The sequence below is a fragment of the Luteimonas sp. GW821-FHT14E02 genome (assembly GCF_058803905.1).
This window is the reverse complement of the sequence record NZ_JBXAPK010000003.1, coordinates 303,781-325,689: the sequence shown is the minus strand read 5'-3', so window position 1 is coordinate 325,689 and position 21,909 is coordinate 303,781. Positions and strand designations below refer to the sequence as shown.

Below are 21,909 nucleotides of genomic sequence, written 5' to 3'. Positions count from 1 at the left end.
ATGACCCCGATCCATGAGTCCATTCTGGAAGAGGCGGCGGACTGGTTCGCCAGGCGCCGTGACGGCGTTCGGGCGCCGGCCGACGAAGCGGCGTTCGAGGCGTGGTGCCGGCGCAGCGACGCGCATGCGCGGGCTTATGCCGACATCGAGCTGTCGTGGGAGGCCTGGGGCGCATCGAAGGAATCGCCGCGCCTGCGGGCCATGGCGGCCGAGGCATTGGCCGAGACCGCGCCGCGGCGCCGGTCTCCGGGCCTGTCGTGGAAGCCCATGCTGCTGGCGGCCAGCGTCGCCGCCGTGGCCGCCATCGGCGTCGTGCAGATCTTGCCGCTGTCCACGCCCGAGGCGCCGGCGACGGTCACCTATCGCACCCGGATCGGCGAGCAGCGGATCGAGCGGCTCGCCGATGGCACCCAGGTCACGCTGAACACGGATACCGAATTGCAGGTGCGCTACGGCGAGGCACGTCGTGAGATCACGCTCGAACACGGCGAAGCCATGTTCGATGTGGCCCGCGATCCCGGACATCCGTTCGTGGTGACCGCCGCCGGCGGCACCGTCACCGCGCTCGGCACGCGTTTCCAGGTGCGCGATGAAGCCGGCGCCGCGGCCGTCACTCTGCTGGAAGGGCGCGTGGAAGTGGCCGCGCTGCGCCAGCGCAAGGTGCTCGCGCCGGGAGACGAAGCCCGTTACGGCGGCAAGAACGACCAGACGCACAACGGTGAAATCCGCGTGCGCCGCATCGATCCGGCCACGGCAACGAGCTGGACCCGCGGACGCCTGGACTTCAGCGGATTGCCGCTGGCCGAGGCGGTGGCCGAGGCCAACCGATATTCGACAGTGAAGTTGCGACTGGGCGATCCGCGCCTGGCCGACCTGCCGGTGGGCGGCAGTTTCCGCATCGGGGACAACGCTTCCATCGCCTCGGCGCTGGCGGCGGTCTTCCCGGTGCAGGTCGCGAGCAGGAATGCGCAGGAAATCGTGCTGATGCCGCGGGAGTGAAGGCGGCCGGGGGCGCGGGGGAACAGCCGATGCCCGGTCGCGGTGTTCGCGGAGGTCCGGGGTAGGGTTCGGGCGGACCTGATTGTTATCACCTTGTGTAGGCGGTATCGATCGCGGTACCGCCTGAAACGTGCCCGGAATGGGGAGGTCATGAGCAGGGCGGGCAGAGGAAGTTGCCTCTACGGCGCGTTATGCGTCGCACTCGGTATGGCTTTGAGCGTTCCGGCGCCCACGGCACGGGCGCAATCGTCCCCGCATTCCTCCACGACACCGCGTCTGTTCGAGATTCCCGCAGGGCCGCTAGCCGGCGCGCTCAGCGTCTGGGGCGAGCAGAGCGGCTTGCAGCTCGTGTTTCCTCCGGAATTGATCGCCGGAAAGGCCGCCAGGAAAGTGTCGGGCAAATACACGGCGAGCGAGGCGCTCAGCCGCCTGCTGGGCGGGACCGGCGTCGCCTGGGAGACGCTCGACGATTCCACGATCGTCCTGAAGAAAGCGCCGCCGCCAAGGACGCCGAAAACGACGCCCGCCGCATCCGGCGCGGCGACCGCGGAGGAACCGAGGACTCTCGATCGTCTCATCGTTACCGGCTCCAACATTCCGACCGTCGACGCCGAAACCGCCTCGCCGGTGCAGGTCATCACGCGGATGGAAATCGATCGGAGCGGCAAGGCCACCGTCGCCGACTATCTGCAGACCCTGACCGCGGACGGGCAGGGCTCCATCCCCAAGACCTTCGGCAACGGCTTCGCCAGCGGCGGCACGGCGATTTCGTTGCGCGGGCTGGGCGCCAGCGCAACACTCATCCTGGTCAACGGACGTCGCATGGCCTCGTTCGGCCTGGCCGACGACGGCCAGCGGTTGTTCACCGACCTCAGCACGATTCCGCTCGAGATCATCGAACGCATCGAAGTGCTGAAGGACGGCGCTTCCGCGATCTATGGATCGGATGCGATCGCGGGCGTGGTCAACATCATCCTGCGCAGGGAATTTACCGGGGCCGTAGTGAAAGGGAGCTACGGCATCTCGGGAGACGGCGACGGCGAATTGCGCAAAGGTTCCATTGCCGCAGGAACAGGCAATCTGGCGGAAGACGGATACAACGCGTTCATCAGCATCGAAGGTACGCAGGAGGACGCCATCCATGTCCGCGACCGTCGCGATCGCAAATGGATCGGTACCGGCGACTGGCGTCGCTGGGGATATCCGCTCGATGCCAACGCGTTTTTGAGCGGGACGATCGTTGGCAGGAACGCGCAGTCGTCGCCGGTCGGCGCGATAGAACCGGTCGCTGGTTCAGGACGATGGGAATCGCTGCCGGGTTGCGAGGCTTTATCCGATGTGACGCCACAGGATCCGGGGGGCGGCTGTTTGTGGGACAGCGCCCGATTTCGCGACATCTCGCCGAAAACGCGCAGCATCAATGTCTTCGCCCGTGGAACGTTCGCGCTCTCCGATCAAGCGGAGCTGTACGCGGAATTCGGATACGCGAGGAACAAGTCTCGTTCCACCTTCTCTCCATCGAACGTTTCCGGCGCCTGGGGCGGCGTCAACGCCAATTCGGGCCCCGGGGCGACCCAGTTGGGCGCCGATCATCCCGACAACCCCTACGACGTGCCGGTTCGTCTCCGCTATTCCGCATTCGACGTCGGCCCGAGAATCAACGAATCCGACAATCAAGCCACCCGTTTCCTGATCGGAGTGAAGGGCGTCGCGGAGGCATGGGATTACGACCTGGCCTATCAGCATTCGCAGACCGATCTGGAAGCCGTCAAGACAGGCTACCTGCATTACGATCGCGTGCGACAGGTGCTCACCGATCCCAACAGTCCGGTCGGTTATTGGCGGATCGGTGTCAATTCCGGCCTGAATTCGCAGGCACTCTACGACTACATCTCGCCGCGGATCAGCGCGCATTCGATCACCAAGCAGGACATGGCCGACGCCAAGGCGTCGCGCTCGCTGCTCGACCTGAAAGGCGGCCCCTTGGGGCTCGCGTTCGGCATCGAACTGCGCAGGCAATCGATCGCGCTGACGCCGACGAGTTTCACCGAGGCCAGGCAGATCATCGGCCTGGGATATTCCGCTTATTCGGGCGTGGAGGAAGTCGCGGCCGCTTATGGTGAACTGCAGGCGCCACTGACGGACTCACTGCAGCTGTCAGGCGCGGTGCGCGTGGACAAATACAGAGGCTACAAAGCCATCGCGAGCCCGAAACTCGGAATCAAGTGGCAGCCCTTGTCCTGGATGGCGTTGCGCGCGAGCTATACGGAAGGCGTGCGGGCGCCGAGTCCGATCGAAGCGGGCAATGGCGGCCTGGCGAGCTACAGTGCCGCACGCGATCCGGTGCGATGTCCGGATGGTACGCCAGCGCCGGGAGGCGGCCCTGACGATTGCGAGCTCAAGCTGATCGACATCTTCATCGCGCCCAACCGGGATTTGAAGCCGGAAAGGGCGAAGCATTACTCGATCGGGGCAGTGTTCGATCCAACTCCGACGACATCGCTGACACTGGATTTTTTTCAAATCCATCGCAGGAACGAAATCCTGGTGCAGGATTTCCTTGCCGAGCTCGTGAAGAACGGCGACAACATCCGTCGTGACGACGACGATCTGCCTGGTCGACCGCACAGCGGAACGCTTCAGGGCATCGATCTCGCCTATGCGAACGCCGACTCCACCTTCGTGCGGGGATTCGATTTCAGCGCCCGCCAGCGCTTCACGCTGGGAGACACGGCAAACCTGATGCTTGATCTGCAATGGACGCGAATGAATTCGTTCGAGCGCGATACGGGCGGAATCAAGACCGAGTACGCGGGCACACATGGGGATTGCAACGTCACCAATTGCATCGGCATCCCGAAGGACAGGATCAACCTCGGCGCCACCTGGGACAACGGCGATTGGAGTGTCAGTGGTGTCCTGAACTATCGGGGCAAGCTCGACAACACCTATGGGAGAACGGAGCTGTTTTCTCCCGACGGCGTCACGACCGTCAAGCGGCCTTCGGAATGCGGAAGCAGGTTTTCGGATGGATCCGACGCGCCGCACGGTTGCGAACTCGATTCGTTCTACACCATCAACCTGTCCGGAAGCTGGCGTCCGAATGACGTGCTCGAGTTGTTCGGATCGGTGCAGAACGTGACCGACAGGATCGCGCCACTGGATCCGCTGACCTACGGCGCCGTCGGCTACAACCCCCTCGATTACGGCGGCGCGGTCGGCCGCTATTACACGGTGGGCGTCAAGTACGTCTTCCGATAGCGCTTCCGGCCGGACCAGGCCGTGTTGGTTTTTCAAATATTCACTTTTTTGACATTCAATTTTGGGAAAAGAAAGGAGATGAAATGAAAGCTTTATTCGCCGCTGGACTGATCCTGATCGCCATCTCGGGATCGTCCATCGCGGGAGACGCCGCTCCGCAACAGCCCGGCGAGATCCTCGCGCAGCAGAAGACGATCCGCGCGGACGTCGAAGCGCAGAAGGGGCGTTTCGAGAACATGCCGAACATCAAGCGTAAGAAGATCCTGGCCGATCAGGACAAACTGTTCGCGCTGCTCGACGGCAAGACGGACGCCTCGGAGCTGAGCGATCCGCAACGCGCGGAGGTCAAGACACTGCTGGCCTCGATTTCTGGCGCCATCGAGAATAAGGAAGACGAGCGCATGATCTGTACGCGCGAACAGAAGACCGGCAGCAACTTCACCACCAAGGTGTGCCGGTCGGTGGCCCAGATCCGTGCCGAGAAGGAAGCGGCGGACAAGGACATGGACACCTTGACCAAGAAAATCTGCAACGACAAGGGCTGCTTCTGATTTTGTCGACCGGTGGCCGCCGGGTTTCACGCGGCCTTCTGTTTTTCGGCATTCGCAATTTCTGCAAAGGCTGCCTCGACCGCAAGGGAATGCGGTACTGCCGCGAATGCGATTCGGCCTGAAATGGTATCGGCCGGAATCATGTTCAGCTATTGGCGATGCGAGCCGTGCTCCAGGCGGGAGAGGCGGTGATCGACGCTTTCGACTCCGTGCATCGCGGGCATCGACTGCAGTGCGTTCTGGATTCCGTGCTCGGACAAGCGGCCGGTCAACATGACGTGTCCATGCGACACATCGACTTCGACGGCGCCCGGATGCCCGACCAGCCGCCCGAGCTTCGCGCGGATCTGCTCGTAGAGTCTGCGGTCGTGGTCGTGCGATGACGGTGAAAGATGTGTTATCCCGAGAGGAACAGCAGCCGTTCACTCATACGAAAAGCAAACCGCTAACGACGCACATCCCATCTTGATTCGACGAGGAAGGAATTCACCGCCTCGGTTCCAAGGGTCAGGAAATCGCCAGGCAAGGAGTGCTTGAGACAAGCGGCGGCATGGCCGAAGTGCAGGCTGCCGGCATCGTCCATGCCGCTGTGCAGGCCGTGCAGGACGCCGGCGGCGAAGGCGTCGCCGGCGCCGATGCGGTCGACGATGGGCGTGAGCGATTGCGCGGCGACGGCGAGACGGGCGTTGCGAGTATGCAGATGCGCGGAAAGTTCATGGTGATCGACGCTGTGCTGCAGGCGATGCGTCGCGGCGATGCGCGCAAGCTGCGGGAAAGCGTCGAAAGCCGCGTGCGCGGCCGCGGTTTCGCGGTCCGCGCCGGAAAATTCGCGGCCCAGGACCAGGCCGATGTCGCGATGATCGGCGAAGGCCAGGTCGGCGCAGGCGAACAGTTGCCGCAGGATGCCGGCGGCGTTGCCGTTCCAGGTCTGCCAGAGCTTGCCGCGGAAATTGCCGTCGAACACCACTTGCAGGCCGAGCGAACGCGCGGCGCGCGCCGCCTCCAGCGCCACCGCCGCCGCGTTCGCGCCCAGCGCGGGCGTGACTCCGGACAGATGCAGCACCTGTTTGCCCGCCAGCAGCCGCAGCCAGTCGTAATCCTGTGGCCGCGCGCGCGCGAAGGCGCTGTCGGCACGGTCGTAGAGCACATCGCTGGGACGCTGCACGGCACCGGTTTCCAGGAAGTACAGGCCCATGCGGCCGGACGCGGTGCGGACCGGCGCGGTGTCGACGCCATGGCGGCGCAGCTCGCCCACCGCTGCTCTGCCAAGCGCATTGTCGGCAACCACGCTGAGCATGGACACCGCATGCCCGAAATGCGCCAGCGCCACGGCGACGTTGGCTTCGGCGCCGCCCACGTGGACTTGCAGGTGCGGCGTCTGCAGCAGCAGTTCGCGTCCGGGCGCGCCCAGGCGCAGCAGCAGTTCACCGAAGCAGAGGAAATGAGGGGGCATGGCGGTTCTCTGAATGTCTGTCAAAACGATGGGGTTGTATCGAGCGTGGCGGGATCGCCGCGGCTTGAATGGAGTGCCTGGCAAGATCAAGTGGTTGAGTGCCTAGAGCATTCTGACCTCGCGAGGCCCGGTCATTCCCGTGCGGGCGAAATCCAGGGATTTCCCGCCGAGCTGACGCTGGCAATGTCCGTACAGGCGCGGGAACGACGAGCAAAGACAAATAAGCCACTACCACCTGAAGACATGCGGCGTGTTTATCGGGCGTGCGCGATCCAGACATGGCTCAGCGCGTCAATACATCGAGTTCGGCGAAGGCGAGCCAAGCCTTGCCATCGATGGCGCGCGGCAGGCTCAGCCGCAGGTAGCGGGCCGGGACGGCGCTGTCGAAGTGGACCGTCTGCAGTGCGGCATTGGCGGCGATGTTGGCGAATTCGCCTTTCGCCGCTTCGCGCCAATCCTTGCCGTCGCCGCTGACCTGGCACAGATAGCCGGCCGGCGCGCCGCAGTCGGCCGGCGGATGCGCGGCCGGGAGCAGGGTGAAGCCTTGCAGGAGGTACTCGCGGCCCAGGTCGAGCACGACGTCGGCTGGCGCCGGGCTGCGCCACAGGCTGCCGCGGTCCTCGTCGAACAGGACTTCGGCGCCGTCCGCGCTGGCGCGCGCGATCCGCCAGGCGTTCTTGGCCCGGCCGAATTCGCGCCTCGCTTCCGCGCTGGCACGTGTCCGGCCGGGCCTGACGCACAGCGCGCGCACCATGCCGCCCTCGTCAGGCAGGGCGAAGGCGGATCGGAAGCACGGTGAGCGCCGCGTGGGTTCGCTGCCGTCGGTGGTGAAATGAATCGACGCATCCGGCGCTTCGCAGGTGATCACCACCTTGCCGTCGCGATCGCGGCGAATCTCGGGAGGATCCAACACCTCGGGCAGCAGGAACAAACCGAACTCGCAGATCGCCGGGCAGGCGGCCGCCTCCAGGATCCGCAGCCGCACCTTGTCGGCATCAACCGGCGCGGGCAGCCGCAGCAGGCGCTGACTGCCGATGGACTGGTGGCGTGCGATCTCGCGCCAGGCGCCGCCTTCATGCACGTCCAGCGCGAATCCACCGACGCGCTGGCCCAGCGGCAGGTATTCGCGCAGGCGCACCACATCGAAGCGGGTGTGCCGGCGCAGATGAAGCACGAGTTCGGCCTGGCGCACGTCATCGTTGCAGCTCCAGTAACTGTCGCCGCGGCCGTCGAGCACGCGCCCGGGGCCATAGGTGTCGTCCGCGCCGCGCCAGTGGCTGGCCTCGGCGCGCGCATCGAGGGCCAGATCGCGGCCGAACGCGGCGGCACGAATCCCGCCCCATTCGCGCAGCACCTGCGCGTCGTGATCGGGAATGCGGCCGCGCCGGTCGGGCGCCAGGTTCAGCAGCAGGCCGGCGCCACGCCCGACCGATTCGAGATAAATGCGCAGCAAGCGCCCCGGCGGCTTGACCTGCGCATCCTCGTGCGCATGCCAGAACCAGCCGGGGCGGATCGACACGTCCGCCTCGGCCGGACGCCAGACTTCGCCGCCGCGCACGCCGGTTTCGTTCCTGCGCGGATCGAAGGCGTCCTGGGCATCCATCGTCGCCCAGCACGGATCGCCGGCATGGCCTTCCTCGTTGCCGACCCAGCGCAGGTCGGAACCGCGCTGGCCCCAAATGGCGGCGTCGGGCTGCAGTTCGCGCACGATCCGCCAGGTGGCCGGCCAGTCGTAGTAGCGCGGCGGATCGATCTTGCGGGTTTCTCGCGCGCCGCCGTAATAGCCGTCTCCGCCGTTGGCGCCGTCGAACCAGACTTCGAAGATCGGTCCGTAGTTCGTCAGCAGTTCGCGCAGTTGGGCGCGGAAGTAGTCGATATAGGCCGGCCGGCCGTACTCGGCATGATGCCGGTCCCACGGCGACAGGTAGACGCCAAACGCGAGGTCCTGGCGCCGGCAGGCCTCGGAGATTTCCCGCACCACGTCGCCGCGGCCGCCGCGCCAGGGGCTGCGGCGCACGCTGTGCTCGGTGTGGGCGCTGGGCCACAGGCAAAAGCCGTCGTGGTGCTTGGCGGTGAGGATCAGGCCGCGCAGGCCCGCCAGGCGCGCGCTGGCGACGATCTGGTCGGCGTCGAAATCGGTGGGGTCGAACAGCGCCGGCGATTCGTCGCCGTAGCCCCATTCGCGGTCGGTGAAGGTGTTCAGGGAGAAATGCACGAAGGCGCACGCCTCCAACGCATGCCAGCGCAATTGCCGCGCGTCGGGCACGGCGCCGTATGGCGCCGGCGGCGCGGCTTGCAGGCGAAGTTCCGGCGCGGCGCGGAGCGGGAATGCCGGAAGCGCGGATACAGCCAGCGTGCCGAGCAACTGCCGCATGGCGTGGCGGCGTCCATGCGACTCCATGGCGTGCTCCATCGACGCAGTGGATTGCGAGGGGGCGGCGTAATTGCCATCGCCATCGCAATCCTCAGGTCGCTTCATGCCAGCAGGCGGGAGTCCCATTTTTTGAAATGACTTAATAATCTTTTCCCGCTCTTGGCCGATCCATGTTTGCATCGTGAAATAGTCAGCACCGCCGCCCCGAAAACTTCAGGGCTGCGGCGCATGTCGGCTACTGCGTGATCACTTCCAGGAACGGCTTGTCCGCGCTCGCCTCGCGGCTGTTGAGGATGACCGCGCGCCCGATCGCGTCCTGCCACACGCCCAGATTGAGCACCCACCAGCCGCTATTGGCGATTTCCGCCGCCCACGAGGTCACGTCCAGCCCGATCCAATCCGGTGTGCTCGTGATGATGCCCGCGCCCAGCGTGGTCTGCAGCGGCGGCTTGTTGTTCCAGGTGATGCCGGTTTCGTTCCAGCCGGCCGAGACCTTGAATGCCCGCAATGTGGTCTCGTTGCCGGAACCGTCGGACACGTAGCCACGCAGCCACAGGATGGCGCGGGTCAAGGTGGCCAGCGCGTGCACGTTGAAGGCCAGATAGGCGATGCGCGCGTAGCCGGTGCCATCGTTCTTGACCACGAGCGTGCCTGCCGTGCCGTAGTTGGTCGCGGCATAGGTGCCGTCGCGAACGTAGGCGTCGGTGCTGGGCGCGACGATGTGCAGCGCGGCCGGCACGATCGCGGTGCCGGTGGTCGACAAGGTCACCGTCTTGCTCGCGCCGCGGCTGCCGCCGACTTCGAAGATGATCTGTACCGAGCCGCTGGTCGACAGCACTATCGCGCCTGGATCGGCGGTCGCCGAAACGTAGCCGCTGCGCGCGATGGTCACCGCCACCGTGGCCGCGGTTCGCGACGGGTCGCTGACCGAGACCTTGAGCGTGCCGCCCGATTCGGTCATCACCACCGAGGCCGGTGCGCTGACCGTGATCGGCCCCACGGTGCCGGCGGTGTAGAAGTTGGCCGCGGTCAGCCCCAGGCCCGAATGCGAGATCGCCTGCACGCTGGTGCTGTTGGCCAGCACCGTCACGTTGGGCGTGGCCGCGCGCGCGGCGGTCTGCGAGGCGGTGGCATTGGGCAGGGTGATGTAGGCGTATTTCGCACCGCTCGGCGCGGCGCCGTGCGACAACCACAGTGTCTGGTAGCGCCGGGTGAACGCACCGCTGCTGTTGCCGATGTCGCTCCAGTTGCCGGTGCGGTCCTCGCGCAACGTGCTGAGGGTGACGTTGCCGCTGCCGCCGGGGCCGTCCAGGAAGATGTAGCCGGCCACGCCGTCGATGGCGGCCCACGAAGCGCCGGAGATGGTCTGGGTGCTGCCGAGCGAATCCGAGCGCGCGCTGCCGTTGACGGTGAGCGTCGGGTTCAAGGTGACCGTGGGGTCGCCCAGATTGCGGTTCTCCACGATCGTCTCGATCACGTCGCTGCCGCTGGCGGTGATGCCGGCGCCGAGCGAGACGATGCAGTCGTCGAGCTGGAACCATGACTTCTTGGCCGACATGGTGAAGCCGAGTGCGTACATGTCGAAGCCGACCGCCGAATACGTGCCGTTGCTGGCACCGCCGACCCAGGGATTGTTCATCGTGTAGCCCTGGCCGTAACCGTTCGCGAGCGCGTGCTGGCTGCCGGTGACGCCGGGCAGGCGATACGGGTTCACCGTCGGCCAGAACGCATCGTTGAACTGGAACGGGTCTGAATCCAGATACAGGTAGGTCGCGCCGCTGGCGGTATGCCAGCCGTGCTGGTTCTCCACGCCGATGCGCTCGTAGCGCACGGTGCGGGTGGAGCACATCGCGATATTGTTGGCCCAGCCGGAACGGCGGTGCATGCTGCGGTCGCTGTCGGCGAAGATGTAGGACTCCAGTGGCTCGGTGGCGGCCGTCACCGAGGTGTCCCCCAGCAGCGACTTGGCCTGGGACACGGCGGCGGTGGAGAAGCTCGGCCAGTCGTTGTAGGGACGCAGGGTATTGCGCTGCAGCCAGCCCTTGGCGATCGCTTTCAACTGCGCGGCCTGAAGCGACGGCGCGATGAGGGCCAGCCGGCTGAACGTCAGCGCGGTGAAGAAACCGACATCCGCATCCTGTTCCGTGCGCCTGCCGATCGCGCGGCCGCGGAAGCAATCCAACATCAGGCCGTTGTAGACGGCGCGGCTCCAGCCGGTGAGCGCGCCGGCGTAGATATTGGCCACGGCCGGGTCGGTCACGGCCCAGGTCGTGCCTTCCAGCAGCCAGACCAGATTGGCGATGTCGCTGAGCCAGATCCCGCCGTAGGAACCGTTATAGGAGCGATTGCCGTGAAAGATATAGGAGCCGTCCAGGCGCAACCCATCGCCGTAATAACTGTATTGGCACAGCCTGGGCAGCGCGCCCGCGCCCTGACTGATCTTGGCGCTGGATTTGGCCAGGATGCCTCGCAGGATGATCGATTCGCAGATATCGCTGCCGTTGGCGCCGGTGTTGTTTCCCGCGCCGCTGGCCGGCAGGAGCGGATCGGGCAGGAAATGATCGATTACCGCGCAATAGTTGTTGATCTGCGTCGAGTTCAGACTGGAATAGATGATCAGCGCAGTCGCCAGCAGCGGCCGCGGCGAACCGATTTCCCAATCCCACCAGTTGCCGTATTCGGTTGTGGTGGCGGTGTAGTAGTTGGCGACCATCCAGTCCAGGCCCGAGGCCAGGGCGGCGGCGATCGCGGGATTGCCGTAATAGGCGCCGCCCTCGGTGACATAAGCGAAGGCGATGGTCTTGAGCCGGCCCAAACTGGTGCTGACGTTGGCCGATGAGCTGCCCAGCGGCAGGTCGCTCCACAGTTCGGTGCGGCTGGGCGAGGTCTGCAGCGAGCCGTAATACGTTTGCGCATTGGTGTTGAGAGAGTCAAAAGCGACGTCGAAATCCGAATCGTTCGGATCCACAGTTTCGCCGATGAGGAAAGCGATCCATTTGTCGCGCAGCAGGTCGTAAGCGTCGGAGGGATCGGCATGCGCTGTCCGCAGTAGTCCTAGCGGCGCGATGGTGGCGCCGGCGCTGGCGCCGGCCAGGGCGAGAAAACGGCGGCGGCTGATTCCGCCGCCCTTGTCGTTCGAGTTGGAGCCGTACTGGGTCATGGTGGATCTCCGGCTGGAGGAGTGACGAACCGATCAACAGTCAAATCGCGTAACGATCGGAACAGCAGCGCACTTCGAAGCGGGGCAGGGCGGAGACCGCCGAAAGGGAGATCAAAGGAAGATCAAAACGCCAGAACGCGCAGGCCGCGGTGACGCCCAGTGCTTGCAGATACGGCAGCTTGCCGATGACGCCCGGCAAGTCGCCGTTGTTGTCGGCGAAGGTCTGCGGATCGATCTCGTAGAACACCGCGTATTCCGGCCAGGCCGGCCCTGATGGCGGGCAGATGCGCAGCGGCTCGCCCAGGCCGCTTACGCTTCGGGATCAGCGCGAGATTCAAGAACCGCCTCTCCTCACTCGGTAACGATGAAGATGACCGGGCGATACCCCGCCGTGGTGTTTTCCTTCGATGCGTAGTTCACGATGCCGTTGCTGCCGACATTGGTCGGCGAGGAAACGGCCAGGGAAAGCAGATTGCCGCTGCCTTGCGCCGCGACCGCCTGCGCGGTGGCGTCGAAGGCGACCGGCGTGCCGACCGTGGCCGGCGCGGTCCAACTGGCGATCACCGCGCCGCGTGCGGGCGCGTTGTTCCAGGTGAGCGTGCCCTCCGTCCAGCTGTTGTTGGCGACGATGGCGACCTGATTGGTGATGCCGGAGGACTGGCCGAGTCCGGCCGGGGTCAGGTAGACCGCGGCATACACGATCGGCCGGGTGATGCTGGACAAGTCGAACTTCAGGTAGCTGACGCGGTTGTAGCCCACGCCGTCGTTCTTCGTCGCCAGGAACGCGGAGCTGCCGTAGACCGTGTTGGCGTTGGCGCCGTCCTGCACATAAGCGTCGGCGGCGGCGCCGATCCATGTGCCCTTGCTCACCACCAGTAGCGGGCGATAGGCGACATTGGCGCTTTCCTTGGAAGAGTATTGCACCACGGCGCCACTGCCGGCGTTGACCGGAGAGCCGACGCCCAGCGACAACAAGCCGCCGCCAGCCTGCGCGCTCATCGCTTCTGCGGTGACGTCGATGGCTACCTGCGTGCCGACGGCGCCCGAAACCCATGTCGCCAACGGCGTGCTGCTGAAGGCGGGGGCATTGTTCCAATTGATTCCGCTTTCGGTCCAGGTGTTGTCGCCGACCAGGAACGCCTGGTTGTTGAACCCGCCCACCTGGCCCACGCTGATGGGCGTCAAATACATCGTCGCCTTGGCGATCGGCTGATTGATGCTGGACAGATCGAATTTGAGATAGCTCTCGCGGAAATAGCCGGGGCCGTCGTTCTTCACCACCAGAACGCCGCTGCTCCCGTAGTTGGTGCCGGCGCTGGTGCCGTCCTGCACGTACGCGTCGGCGGCCGGCGACAGCACGGCCGCATCGCCGCCGTTGAGGTTGAACTTCGCGGCGAAGCTCTTGCCCAGCGCGCCATTGACGTTGACCGTCAACTGGATGGTGGGCGCGAGCCGGTTGACGGTGACTTGCGGGTCGGCGCTGACCACGGCGCTGGCGCTGCGGTTGATGGTCAGCACGATCGTGCCGGTGTTGGCCTGGGTGGGATCGGCGATCGCCACCTCGAGCTGGCCGCCCGTATGCAGTGTGGTCACGGACGCTTTCTTGTTGCTGGTCAGATAGGTCGTGCCGTACTGGTCGTTCACCGTGGTGGCGGTGTCGGTCCAGAAGTTCGCGCCCACGACCCGCGCGCCGGTGTCCATGACGGCCTGGGCCGAGGCGGTGTTGGCCAGGACCACGATGTCCGGAGCGGCGGCGTAGGCCGCCATCGATGTCGCGGTCTGGTTGGGCAGCACCGCGTAGGCGTAGGTGCCGTTGGTCGGCGCGACCCCGTGATCGAAGGACAGACTGAGGAAGCGATTGGTGTACAGCGTGGTCGGGCCGGAGCCGTTGTTGTTGATGTCACGCCAGGCGGCGGTGCGGCTTTCGCGCAGTGCGTGCAGGTTCGCGGTGCCGGGGAAGTAATAGCCGATGCCGGCGTTGGCCACGTTGCCGTCCAGGTAGGCCCAGAACACGTTGGACAGATTGGAAGACCATCCCAGCGTGGTGGACTGCGCCACGCCATCCACGACCAGGGCGTTGTCGCCGTTGCCGTTGAGCCGGCGGTTCTCGACGATGGTTTCCGCCGTGCCGGCACCGGTGCCGTTGATGCCGACTCCCAGCGCCACCATCTTGTTGTCGAACCAGAACCAGGATTTCTTGCCGTTCAAGTCGCTGTTGGTGAGCGGGGTCAGGCTGAACTGCATGCCATAAGCGCCGTACCGGCCGTTTACGCTGGAGCCGCCGACCCAACTGTAAGGATTGAGGAACTTCTCATAGCTGCAGGTCAACACCTTGGTGGAGCCGTCGGTGGTGGTGCCGGCCAAACGCGTGGGGTCGATCGTGGCCCAGTAATTGTCGTCGTATTGCTTCTGATCGGCGTTGTTGACATAGGTCATCCCCGCGCCCTGGTACCAGCCCTTCATGTTTTCCTTGCTGCCGCACTCCAGGGCCGAGATCTTGTTCGAGAACATGTTGAGCGCGAGGCCGAAGCCCGGGCGATAGTGGACCACCCGCTGCATGCTGTAATAGTTGAAATGGCCGCTCGGCGGCGGCGCCGGAGTGATGGCGGCATTGGTCATCAACGCGCGGAATTTGGCTACGTCATAGGGCGCAAAGCCATTGGTGATGCTGGTGTAGGTGGTGCTGGTGCCGCCGATGCCGTTGCAGATGTTGGTGTAGCCGTTCCAGGTCGTATCGTTGGTCACCCAGGCCTTGACCGTGCTGAGCAAAGCGCCGGCCTGCGGCGCGCTCGACCCCGTGGCCAGGCGCAGGATCGTGCGCGCAATGCCGCGTCCGACGCCATGGTCCCAGGTGCTGCAACGGGAAATGGCGCGCCCCTGCACCATGTCCGTCATGGCGCCGTTATAGATTAGCGGCGCATACGCGCGGGCGGCCCAGTCCCAGACATTGTTGGCGCTGGGATCAGTGATGGCCCAGGGGGAATCCCTCAGCAGCGACGTCATGGTGATGACGTTCCTGAACAGCACGGCGCCGTACTGCCCCGCATAGGCGACCGCGGCATGATCGATATACGACCCGTCCGCGTAGAAGCCGTCGCCACTGGTGACGTAGCTGAAAATGGGTAGCAGCTTGCTGGTGGCCTGGGAGATCTTGCTGCTGGTCTTGCCCAGGATGCCGCGCAGCATCACGACCGTGGTCGTATCGCTGAGGTTGCCCCCGGTGGCAGGCGTGGTGCCGGCCAACATCGTCAGCACCGAGGGGTCGGGCTGGAAATGATCGACGGCCGCGGTGTAGTTGGCGACCTGGGTCGGAGTCAGCTGGTCGTACACCAGCAGCGACGCCGACATCATCGGATTCATGGTCGCGAACGACCAATCCGGCCATTGATCGTACCGCGTCTTGCTTGGATTGAAGTGATTCGCGTACAGCCAATCCAGGCCGTAGACGATGTCCTGTCCCAACGTCGCATTCCCCTGCAAAGCATTGCCGGATTGCGCATAGGCCACGGCCATCGCCTGCAGGCGACTGTAGCTGGCGGAGATGGAACCGGACTTGGTGAAGTCGCTCAGATCGCTCCACAGGTACATGGCACCCGGTGCCTTGTTCATCGACGACCAATAGGTGTTCGCGGTGTTTTCGGCCGCGGTCACGGCCGCTGCGATGTCCGGGTCGTTCATGTCGTTGTTGACGCCGGCCACGATGTCGACCCATTTGCTGCGCAGATCGTCGTAGCTATCCGCCCAGGCCGGGGCAACACTCAGCAGCAACAGAAAAACCATGGCCATGCATTGCGCCATCGCCATCCGATGCCGTTTGCAGATCGTTTCGGTCAGGCATTGCATGTACGCATCCTCCGACTTCGGTTGGACCTGCCTTGGATGTGGACCGCTTCCCGCGCACCGCCCGCGCAGTCGCGGGCGGTGGACCCCGGTTTTTATCGATGCATCAGAACTTGTAGCGGGCTCCGAAATAGAACTGCCGTCCGCTGTTGAAGAACGCGGTGGTGGCGTCGAACGGAACCGTCGCCGTGGGCGCGTTGTAGTAGCGCAAGGTCGGGTTGTTGAGATTGAGCCCTTCCAGCGTCAGGGTCAGATGGTCGTTGACGATGTAGTTGAGCGAAGCCGACAGCGTGCCAACGGGCGCCTGGTAGTTCTGCGAAAGGCCATACAGGCCCGTGCGCATCTTGCTGCGATGGGAGTAGCTGACGCGTGCGCTGAACTTGTCGTTCTCGAAATAGCCGCCCACCGTGTAGGTATCGCGCGCCGACCCCAGCATGGGCTGGCCGTTCTTCTCCTTGGCATCCACATAGGTGTAGTTGGCCATCGCGCCGAAGTAATCGCCGAAGGCTTGCTGATAGCCGAATTCTGCGCCCTTCGACTTGGCGGTGGTCATGACCGGCGAGGTCACCAGGGTGAGTATTTCCTGCGGCCCGTTGTAATTGTCGTCGTCCGGTACGTAGGGATTGAACAGCATCTGGTAGGAACTGCCGGCGCTGACCAGCGACTTGAAGTCGATGTAGAACACCTGCGCCGTCAACGCCGAGCGCGGAGCGAAGTACCACTCCAAACCGGTGCTGTAGTTGTTGGCGACGATCGAGCCCAGATAGGGGTTGCCGCCGGCGCCGGTGGAATAGTTCGGGGCATTGGAGTAGTTGAAGCCCACGCCGATGGTGGCGCCCAGGGCGCTGTAGTCCGGCCGCGACATCACCTTGGCCGCCGAGACGCGCAGGAGCAGGTCGGGGGTCAGGTCGAAGGCGAAGTTGGCGCTGGGCAGCCACTGGTCGTCCTTGGTCCGGATCGTCTCGCGCACGAAGTTGCCGAAGCGCGAGCCGACCACCAGCTGCGCGCCCTGGGGCACGAAGCCGCCGGCCTCGCAGAAGGCGCGCATCGCGTCCGGATTCTTCCAATTGAACTGGAAACCGTCGTTGGCGGTCACGTTGCCACAGGGCACGGGGCGGTTGGTGATGACTTCGTTGGTGATGCTCACGTAGCGCAGGCCGACATCGGCGCGCCAGCGTTCGCCGGTGAACTTGGCCATCGTATAGAACGCCCGGTTGTCCTCTTTCACTCCGAACACGCCGCTGACCGGCAGGTTGTAGTTCGGATTGCTGTCCGGATTGATCGTCAGATTGGTATTAGCCCAGTCGATCACCGCGCCCTCGTCGATCCACGGGGTTTGCCCCGCGATCGGGCCGACGCCGCCGAATTCGTCGCCGAAGTCGCCGGGGAAGAAGCCGCCCCCTCCACCGGGCAGCGCGGTCAAGGGATCCTGGCCCGTACCGGCGGCATTCATCGGCGCGCCGATCTTGGCCGGGCGCAAGCCCTTGCGCTCGTGCTCGGCCGTGCGCAAGCCGAACTTGATGCTGGACAGCACGCCATCGGGGTTCATGAACTCCACGTCCAGCTTGCCGTAGCGTTCGGTATCCTCGCCACGCTGCAGGCTGTAGCTGTTGTCGGCGCCGGAGTTGCCGGGGAGGCCGGAGAAATCGCTGGTGCCAACGCCGTTGGGGAACGAAAGATCAAGCGAGGAGTTCGCGCCGCTATAGGAATATGCCGTGGACACTTCCGGCAGGAAGATGTAGTTCCAGTACAGCTTCGATTCGCTCTCGGCCTTGGTCCTGCCCAGCTGTCCGCTCAGCTTCACGTTGTCGTTGACGAAATACTCGAAATCGCCGTTGATGTATTGGGTTTGCGACGAGGCTTTCGGATTGAGCTGGGTTTCCAGCTGCGCGCCCATCGCATTGCCGGTGTTGTCGAACTGGGCGGACACGATCTTGTCGCCGTCCAGGACCACATTGGACGGGACCACGCCGCCACGCAGGGAGTTGTTGGGCCGCACCACCAGCCTGTTGTTGGTATAGGACGCATCCAGGGCCGAGTAAAACGCATCCAGGTTCAGGGTCAAATCGCTGCTGGGCTTGAACTGCAGCGCGAGCATGCCGCCGGTGCGCTTGCGTTCCTGCTTGAACAGCGTGTTGGTCAGGCCCAGGACGAACAGCTTGTTGGCCAGTGCGCCGCCGTTGGCCTGGCCCGCCGCCGATGTCGGATCGATCCGCCCCCAATTGATTTCCGCCTGGCCGTCGCGGCGGATATGGCGCGTCTGGCTGAAGCCCTGCACCATGATGCCGAAGGTGTCGGCGGCGTTCTTCCAGTTCAACAGTCCGCTCAGCTGCGGGTCGACCTCGTCGGCGAGATCGGAATACACGCCCTGTGCGCTGGCTTGCACGGTGAGGGGATCTTTGAAGTCGAGCGGCTTGCGCGTGATGATGTCGACCGAACCGGAAATGCCGCCTTCGACCATGTCCGCCGACTGGCTCTTGTTCACCACCACCTGGCTGACGATTTCCGACGGGAACAGCAGATAGCTCACGCTGCGCGCGGCGCCCGTCGTGGCGGTGCCCGCGCCGCCGGCGACCTGATCGGCGGGATCCCAGTCGGCGGTGCCCACCGAATGGCCGTTGATCGTGGTCAGCGCCAGGCTGGCGCCGGTGCCGCGCATGCTGACGCGGTCGTTCTCGTCGTAGCCGCCCTGGCCGCCGGAACCGGTGAGCGTGGTCACACCAGGCAGCTTCTGCAGCGAGTCGGCGACGTTCTTGTCCGGCATCTTGCTGATGTCTTCGGCGCTCACCACTTCGGTGGCATTGGTTTTGCTGCGCTTGGTGTTGAGCGACTTCTCCACTGACGCGCTGATGCCCGTGACCACGACGCTATCGAGCGTCTGCACATTGGCATTGGTGCCGGTTGGTGGCGGGGTTTCGGCTTGCTGGGGTGCGGTCGCCGGGTCCTGTGCCCAGGCGTTCATGGCGATACCGGACAGAGCGGAGAACACGGCGACGGACATCGCCGTCTTGCGCAATCCGAACACGGCCGACACTGGCTTTACGATAAGGCTCACTATTTTCCTCTCCCGGTGAAGGCCGCCTCGATATCGGCCCTGATTGTTCTTGGTGACTCCGCGCCCGATAGCCGAAGCGATGCGTGCGGAACCGCTGCTCAAACGATGTTTAAAACCCCGCCGATCGTTCCTGCTGCTTAATGCCAATGCGTGAGCTGTTTTCCGCCCGCGCGCAGCAGCGCTTCCAGATAGAAGTAGTCGCCCCAGAGGTTGGCCTCGTCGATGCCGTTGCCATGCGGCTTGCTGTACACCCCATGCAGCAAGAGGGCATCGGAGCGGGGCCGTTGCGCCGCGCACAGCGCCACCGCCTGTGCGAGCAGGCGCAAGGCGGTGCGCTGCAGTCGTGCGCGCTGTTCGCCTTCCGGCAACTGCGCGCAGATCTCCAGCATTCCGCATACGGCAATGACTGTGGCCGAACTGTCCCAGGGCTCGGCGTCGCCCTCGCCGAAGGCGAGATCCCAATAGGCGATGCCGTTCTCCGGCAAGCGCGAAAGAAAGTAGTCAGTCATTCGCAAGGCCACATCCAGCAGCCCAAGGTCCGGCGCGTAGCGATGATTCAGGGCGAAACCGTAGATGCCCCACGCTTGACCGCGCGCCCAGCAGGAATCGTCTCCGGCGCCTTGCGCGGTGCTGCCGCGCAGCGGCCGGCCGGTTTCGATATCGAAGTAATAAGTGTGGAAGCTGGAGGCATCCGCGCGCACCAGGAAATCGCGCGACTGGCACAGATGCGTGCGCATCGCGCCCAGATACCTGGCATCGCCGGTTTCGGCATGCGCCCAGCGCAGCAGCGGCAGGTTCATGAGGCAGTCGATGATCATCCGGCCGCGGTTGGCCGCGTCGTCGCGATCGCCCCAGGCCTGCAGGATGCCGGCCGCGGGCAGATAGCGCTGCATCAGGCAATCGGCGGCGTCGCGCGCGCTCGCGCGCGCCTGCGCGTCGCCGGTCAGGCGCCATGCCGCCACGCAGGACGGCATGTACAGGAAGCCCATGTCGTGATGATCGACATCGATACGCTGGTCGATCCGCTTGCGATAGCTGGGCAGTTGCCGCTGCGCCGCTTCGCGGAAGCGCGCGTCGCCACTGTGCTCGAACGCCAGCCACAGCAGGCCGGTCCAGAAGCCGGTGGTCCACCCGACATTCGCGCCTTCGGCATGACCGGGTTCGTGGCGTAGAGGGTAGAAACCGTCCTCGGTGGTGTCGTGCGGGAACTGTGTCGAGAAGGGTTCGAGATTGGCGGCGAGCTGTGCCATCGCGGTGGCGACCGCGGGACCGAAATGCGGGGTTGGCAGCCGATCGGACATACGCGCGACAGCGGTCGGAAACGCGATGATGGACTCGTTGGATGCGTAACTTGCCATGACCGCCCCCGCCTGAACCGTATTTGTGTCGGTTGTTTGTTTCTTACCTACAAAAATGCAAGTTTGGTGTGAAGGGCGTCAAGCTGCAGCGCACAAAAAAGTCGATATTATCCTGTTAGAAATTAGTTAATTAAATTTAAGTATATGAAAATAATGGGATATTAATACGAGGCGCGGATCGGCTTCGTCGGTCGTTCTGCGATGAAATGTAGGAATATTTCATCCAATCTGCTTGAGGTGCGTGCGCTCTACAGCCGCCGAAGTCTCGACGCCATGCCAGGCGCCCAGCAGCGTGCGGGCGCGGGCGGCGACGTCCTGCAGGCTCATTTCCGGCTTGAACAGGGCTCCGCCCAAGCCCACGCCGCGCGCGCCGGCGGCGCGGTAGGCGGCGATGTCCTGCGCCGTGATGCCGCCGACCGGGTACAGGGCCACTTCCGGCGGCAATACGCTGCGCCAGGCCCCCAACACGGCCGGCGCGATCAATTCCGCGGGGAACGCTTTCAAGGCATGTGCGCCCGCAGCCAATGCGGCGAAGGCCTCCGTCGGCGTGGCCGCTCCGGGCAGCGACCATAGCCCGCGCCGCCGCGTGGCTTCGATCACCGCAGGATCAGTGTTGGCGGAAATGATCATCTGTCCGCCTATCGCGGCCACGGCGTCCACCTGTTCCACGCGCAGCACGGTGCCGGCGCCGATCCAGACATCGTTCGGCAGTGTTCTCACCAGTTCGGCGACCGCGTCGATCGCTCCATCGCGGTTCAACGGCACTTCCAGGATGCGGAACCCGCTGGCGTAGAGCACCTGGCCGATGTCGCGCGCGCGTGCGGGGACCAGGCCGCGCAGGATCGCGATCAGGGGAGGGTGCGCCGCATCGGCGGCAAAGGGGTTTGCGGTGGTCGGTGAGGGCTTCACATGAATTCCTTCAGTGCGCGCGCATAACAAAGATCCGGGTCCAGACGCCGGACGGGGTGGCCCAACCGCTCGGCCGCCTGCTGATAGAGCGAAGCGAGCGCGGTGGCGCCGAGAATGTGCAGCGTTTCCGAACGCGCTACGCCCAGCGTGGTCATCGCCGCGAATTCCTCGCCGATCAGCAATCCGGACAAGCGCGAACTTGCGCTGCGTGCGTGACCGGCATCCAGCAGGGCGCCGGCCCGTACCGAAAACAGTTGCGACAGCGCCGAACGCGACTGCGTGTCAGCGATCGCCTGCAGGAAGGCGGCGCCGTCGTCTGCCGGGGTCGCGGCAATTTCCGCCAGCGAACCCTTCTCGCGCAGCCTGGCGAACAGTTCGCCGGTGAGGAAGGTGTGGAAGCGCCGCACCGCGCCGTCGCGCAGCAGCGCCCATTTGCTGTGAGTGCCCGGCAGGAGGTACCAACCCTCGGCGGCTTCAAGTTTCCAGGCGCCGAGCAGTTGCATCTCCTCGCCGCGCATGACGTCCGCCGGCGCATCCTGGCGCAGGCCGGGCACGAAACGGATGCGCGGATCGCCCTTCAGGGGCACGGCTGCGCGTGCCAGTCGATCCAGCGCCAGTGGCGCGGGCAGGTAGGCGATTTCCTGCCAACCGCTGCGGCTGCCGACCATGCCGGACAGGATGACGACACCATCGCCTGCCTCCAGCCAGTCCCCCGCCAGCGCCTTGAAGGCGGCCGGAAAATCGGCGCCGCTCAGGGTCAATGCTCCCCGGGCGTCCTCGCGGTGGTCGCGAAGCTCTCCGCCGGCACCGAGCAGGTAGGCGCGCCGATGGCTGCTGCCCCAGTCGATGCCGATCATCTCGATCTGCTCATTGGCCGTCTCCGTGCGCCGCAATGCCTGGAGCAAGCGCGCCTGCCTGCCCGCAGTCTTGTAAATAATTTACAACAAAT

At 64.8% G+C, this 21,909-nt stretch carries 13 protein-coding genes; 4 read left to right on the top strand and 9 right to left on the bottom strand.

The genetic code is table 11. From position 1 onward, the window contains the following. From AC1RNP_RS07065 to AC1RNP_RS07050, 4 genes are all read left to right on the top strand, one after another. Positions 1-999, top strand: a complete 999-nt coding sequence (locus tag AC1RNP_RS07065) for a FecR family protein (protein ID WP_493050556.1) — start codon at positions 1-3, stop codon at positions 997-999. Positions 1,000-1,206: 207 nt separating this feature from the next. Then, positions 1,207-4,260, top strand: a complete 3,054-nt coding sequence (locus AC1RNP_RS07060) for a TonB-dependent receptor (RefSeq protein ID WP_493050555.1) — start codon at positions 1,207-1,209, stop codon at positions 4,258-4,260. An 83-nt stretch (positions 4,261-4,343) separates the two neighbouring features. Further along, positions 4,344-4,811 (top strand): hypothetical protein, encoded by a 468-nt coding sequence (locus AC1RNP_RS07055; protein WP_493050554.1) that lies wholly within the window; start codon positions 4,344-4,346, stop codon positions 4,809-4,811. A gap of 188 nt (positions 4,812-4,999) precedes the next feature. Continuing rightward, positions 5,000-5,194, top strand: a complete 195-nt coding sequence (locus AC1RNP_RS07050; protein ID WP_493050553.1) for a hypothetical protein — start codon at positions 5,000-5,002, stop codon at positions 5,192-5,194. A gap of 62 nt (positions 5,195-5,256) precedes the next feature. Here AC1RNP_RS07050 and AC1RNP_RS07045 read toward each other — a convergent pair whose 3' ends face one another. From AC1RNP_RS07045 to AC1RNP_RS07005, 9 genes are all read right to left on the bottom strand, one after another. Continuing rightward, positions 5,257-6,264, bottom strand: a complete 1,008-nt coding sequence (locus AC1RNP_RS07045) for a sugar kinase (protein ID WP_493050552.1) — start codon at positions 6,262-6,264, stop codon at positions 5,257-5,259. A 283-nt stretch (positions 6,265-6,547) separates the two neighbouring features. Continuing rightward, on the bottom strand, positions 6,548-8,743 hold the full coding sequence (locus AC1RNP_RS07040) for an alpha-L-fucosidase (RefSeq protein ID WP_493050551.1): 2,196 nt from the start codon (positions 8,741-8,743) through the stop codon (positions 6,548-6,550). A 130-nt stretch (positions 8,744-8,873) separates the two neighbouring features. Then, positions 8,874-11,798 (bottom strand): polysaccharide lyase family 8 super-sandwich domain-containing protein, encoded by a 2,925-nt coding sequence (locus AC1RNP_RS07035; RefSeq protein ID WP_493050550.1) that lies wholly within the window; start codon positions 11,796-11,798, stop codon positions 8,874-8,876. Positions 11,799-11,838: 40 nt separating this feature from the next. Next, on the bottom strand, positions 11,839-12,045 hold the full coding sequence (locus tag AC1RNP_RS07030; RefSeq protein WP_493050549.1) for a hypothetical protein: 207 nt from the start codon (positions 12,043-12,045) through the stop codon (positions 11,839-11,841). A 104-nt stretch (positions 12,046-12,149) separates the two neighbouring features. Further along, positions 12,150-15,584 carry a polysaccharide lyase family 8 super-sandwich domain-containing protein gene (locus AC1RNP_RS07025; RefSeq protein WP_493050548.1) on the bottom strand — a complete coding sequence of 1,145 codons (3,435 nt, stop codon included), beginning with the start codon at positions 15,582-15,584 and terminating at the stop codon, positions 12,150-12,152. Positions 15,585-15,744: 160 nt separating this feature from the next. Next, positions 15,745-18,693 carry a TonB-dependent receptor gene (locus AC1RNP_RS07020; RefSeq protein WP_493050547.1) on the bottom strand — a complete coding sequence of 983 codons (2,949 nt, stop codon included), beginning with the start codon at positions 18,691-18,693 and terminating at the stop codon, positions 15,745-15,747. Positions 18,694-18,830: 137 nt separating this feature from the next. Beyond that, positions 18,831-19,994, bottom strand: a complete 1,164-nt coding sequence (locus tag AC1RNP_RS07015) for a glycoside hydrolase family 88 protein (RefSeq protein ID WP_493050546.1) — start codon at positions 19,992-19,994, stop codon at positions 18,831-18,833. A 276-nt stretch (positions 19,995-20,270) separates the two neighbouring features. Then, positions 20,271-20,960, bottom strand: a complete 690-nt coding sequence (locus AC1RNP_RS07010) for a 2-dehydro-3-deoxy-6-phosphogalactonate aldolase (protein WP_493050545.1) — start codon at positions 20,958-20,960, stop codon at positions 20,271-20,273. Next, entirely contained in the window at positions 20,957-21,865 is a 909-nt protein-coding gene (locus tag AC1RNP_RS07005) for a 2-dehydro-3-deoxygalactonokinase (protein WP_493050544.1), read from the bottom strand. The genes AC1RNP_RS07010 and AC1RNP_RS07005 overlap by 4 nt, the downstream gene beginning before the upstream one ends. Between the last annotated feature and the right edge of the window lie 44 nt (positions 21,866-21,909).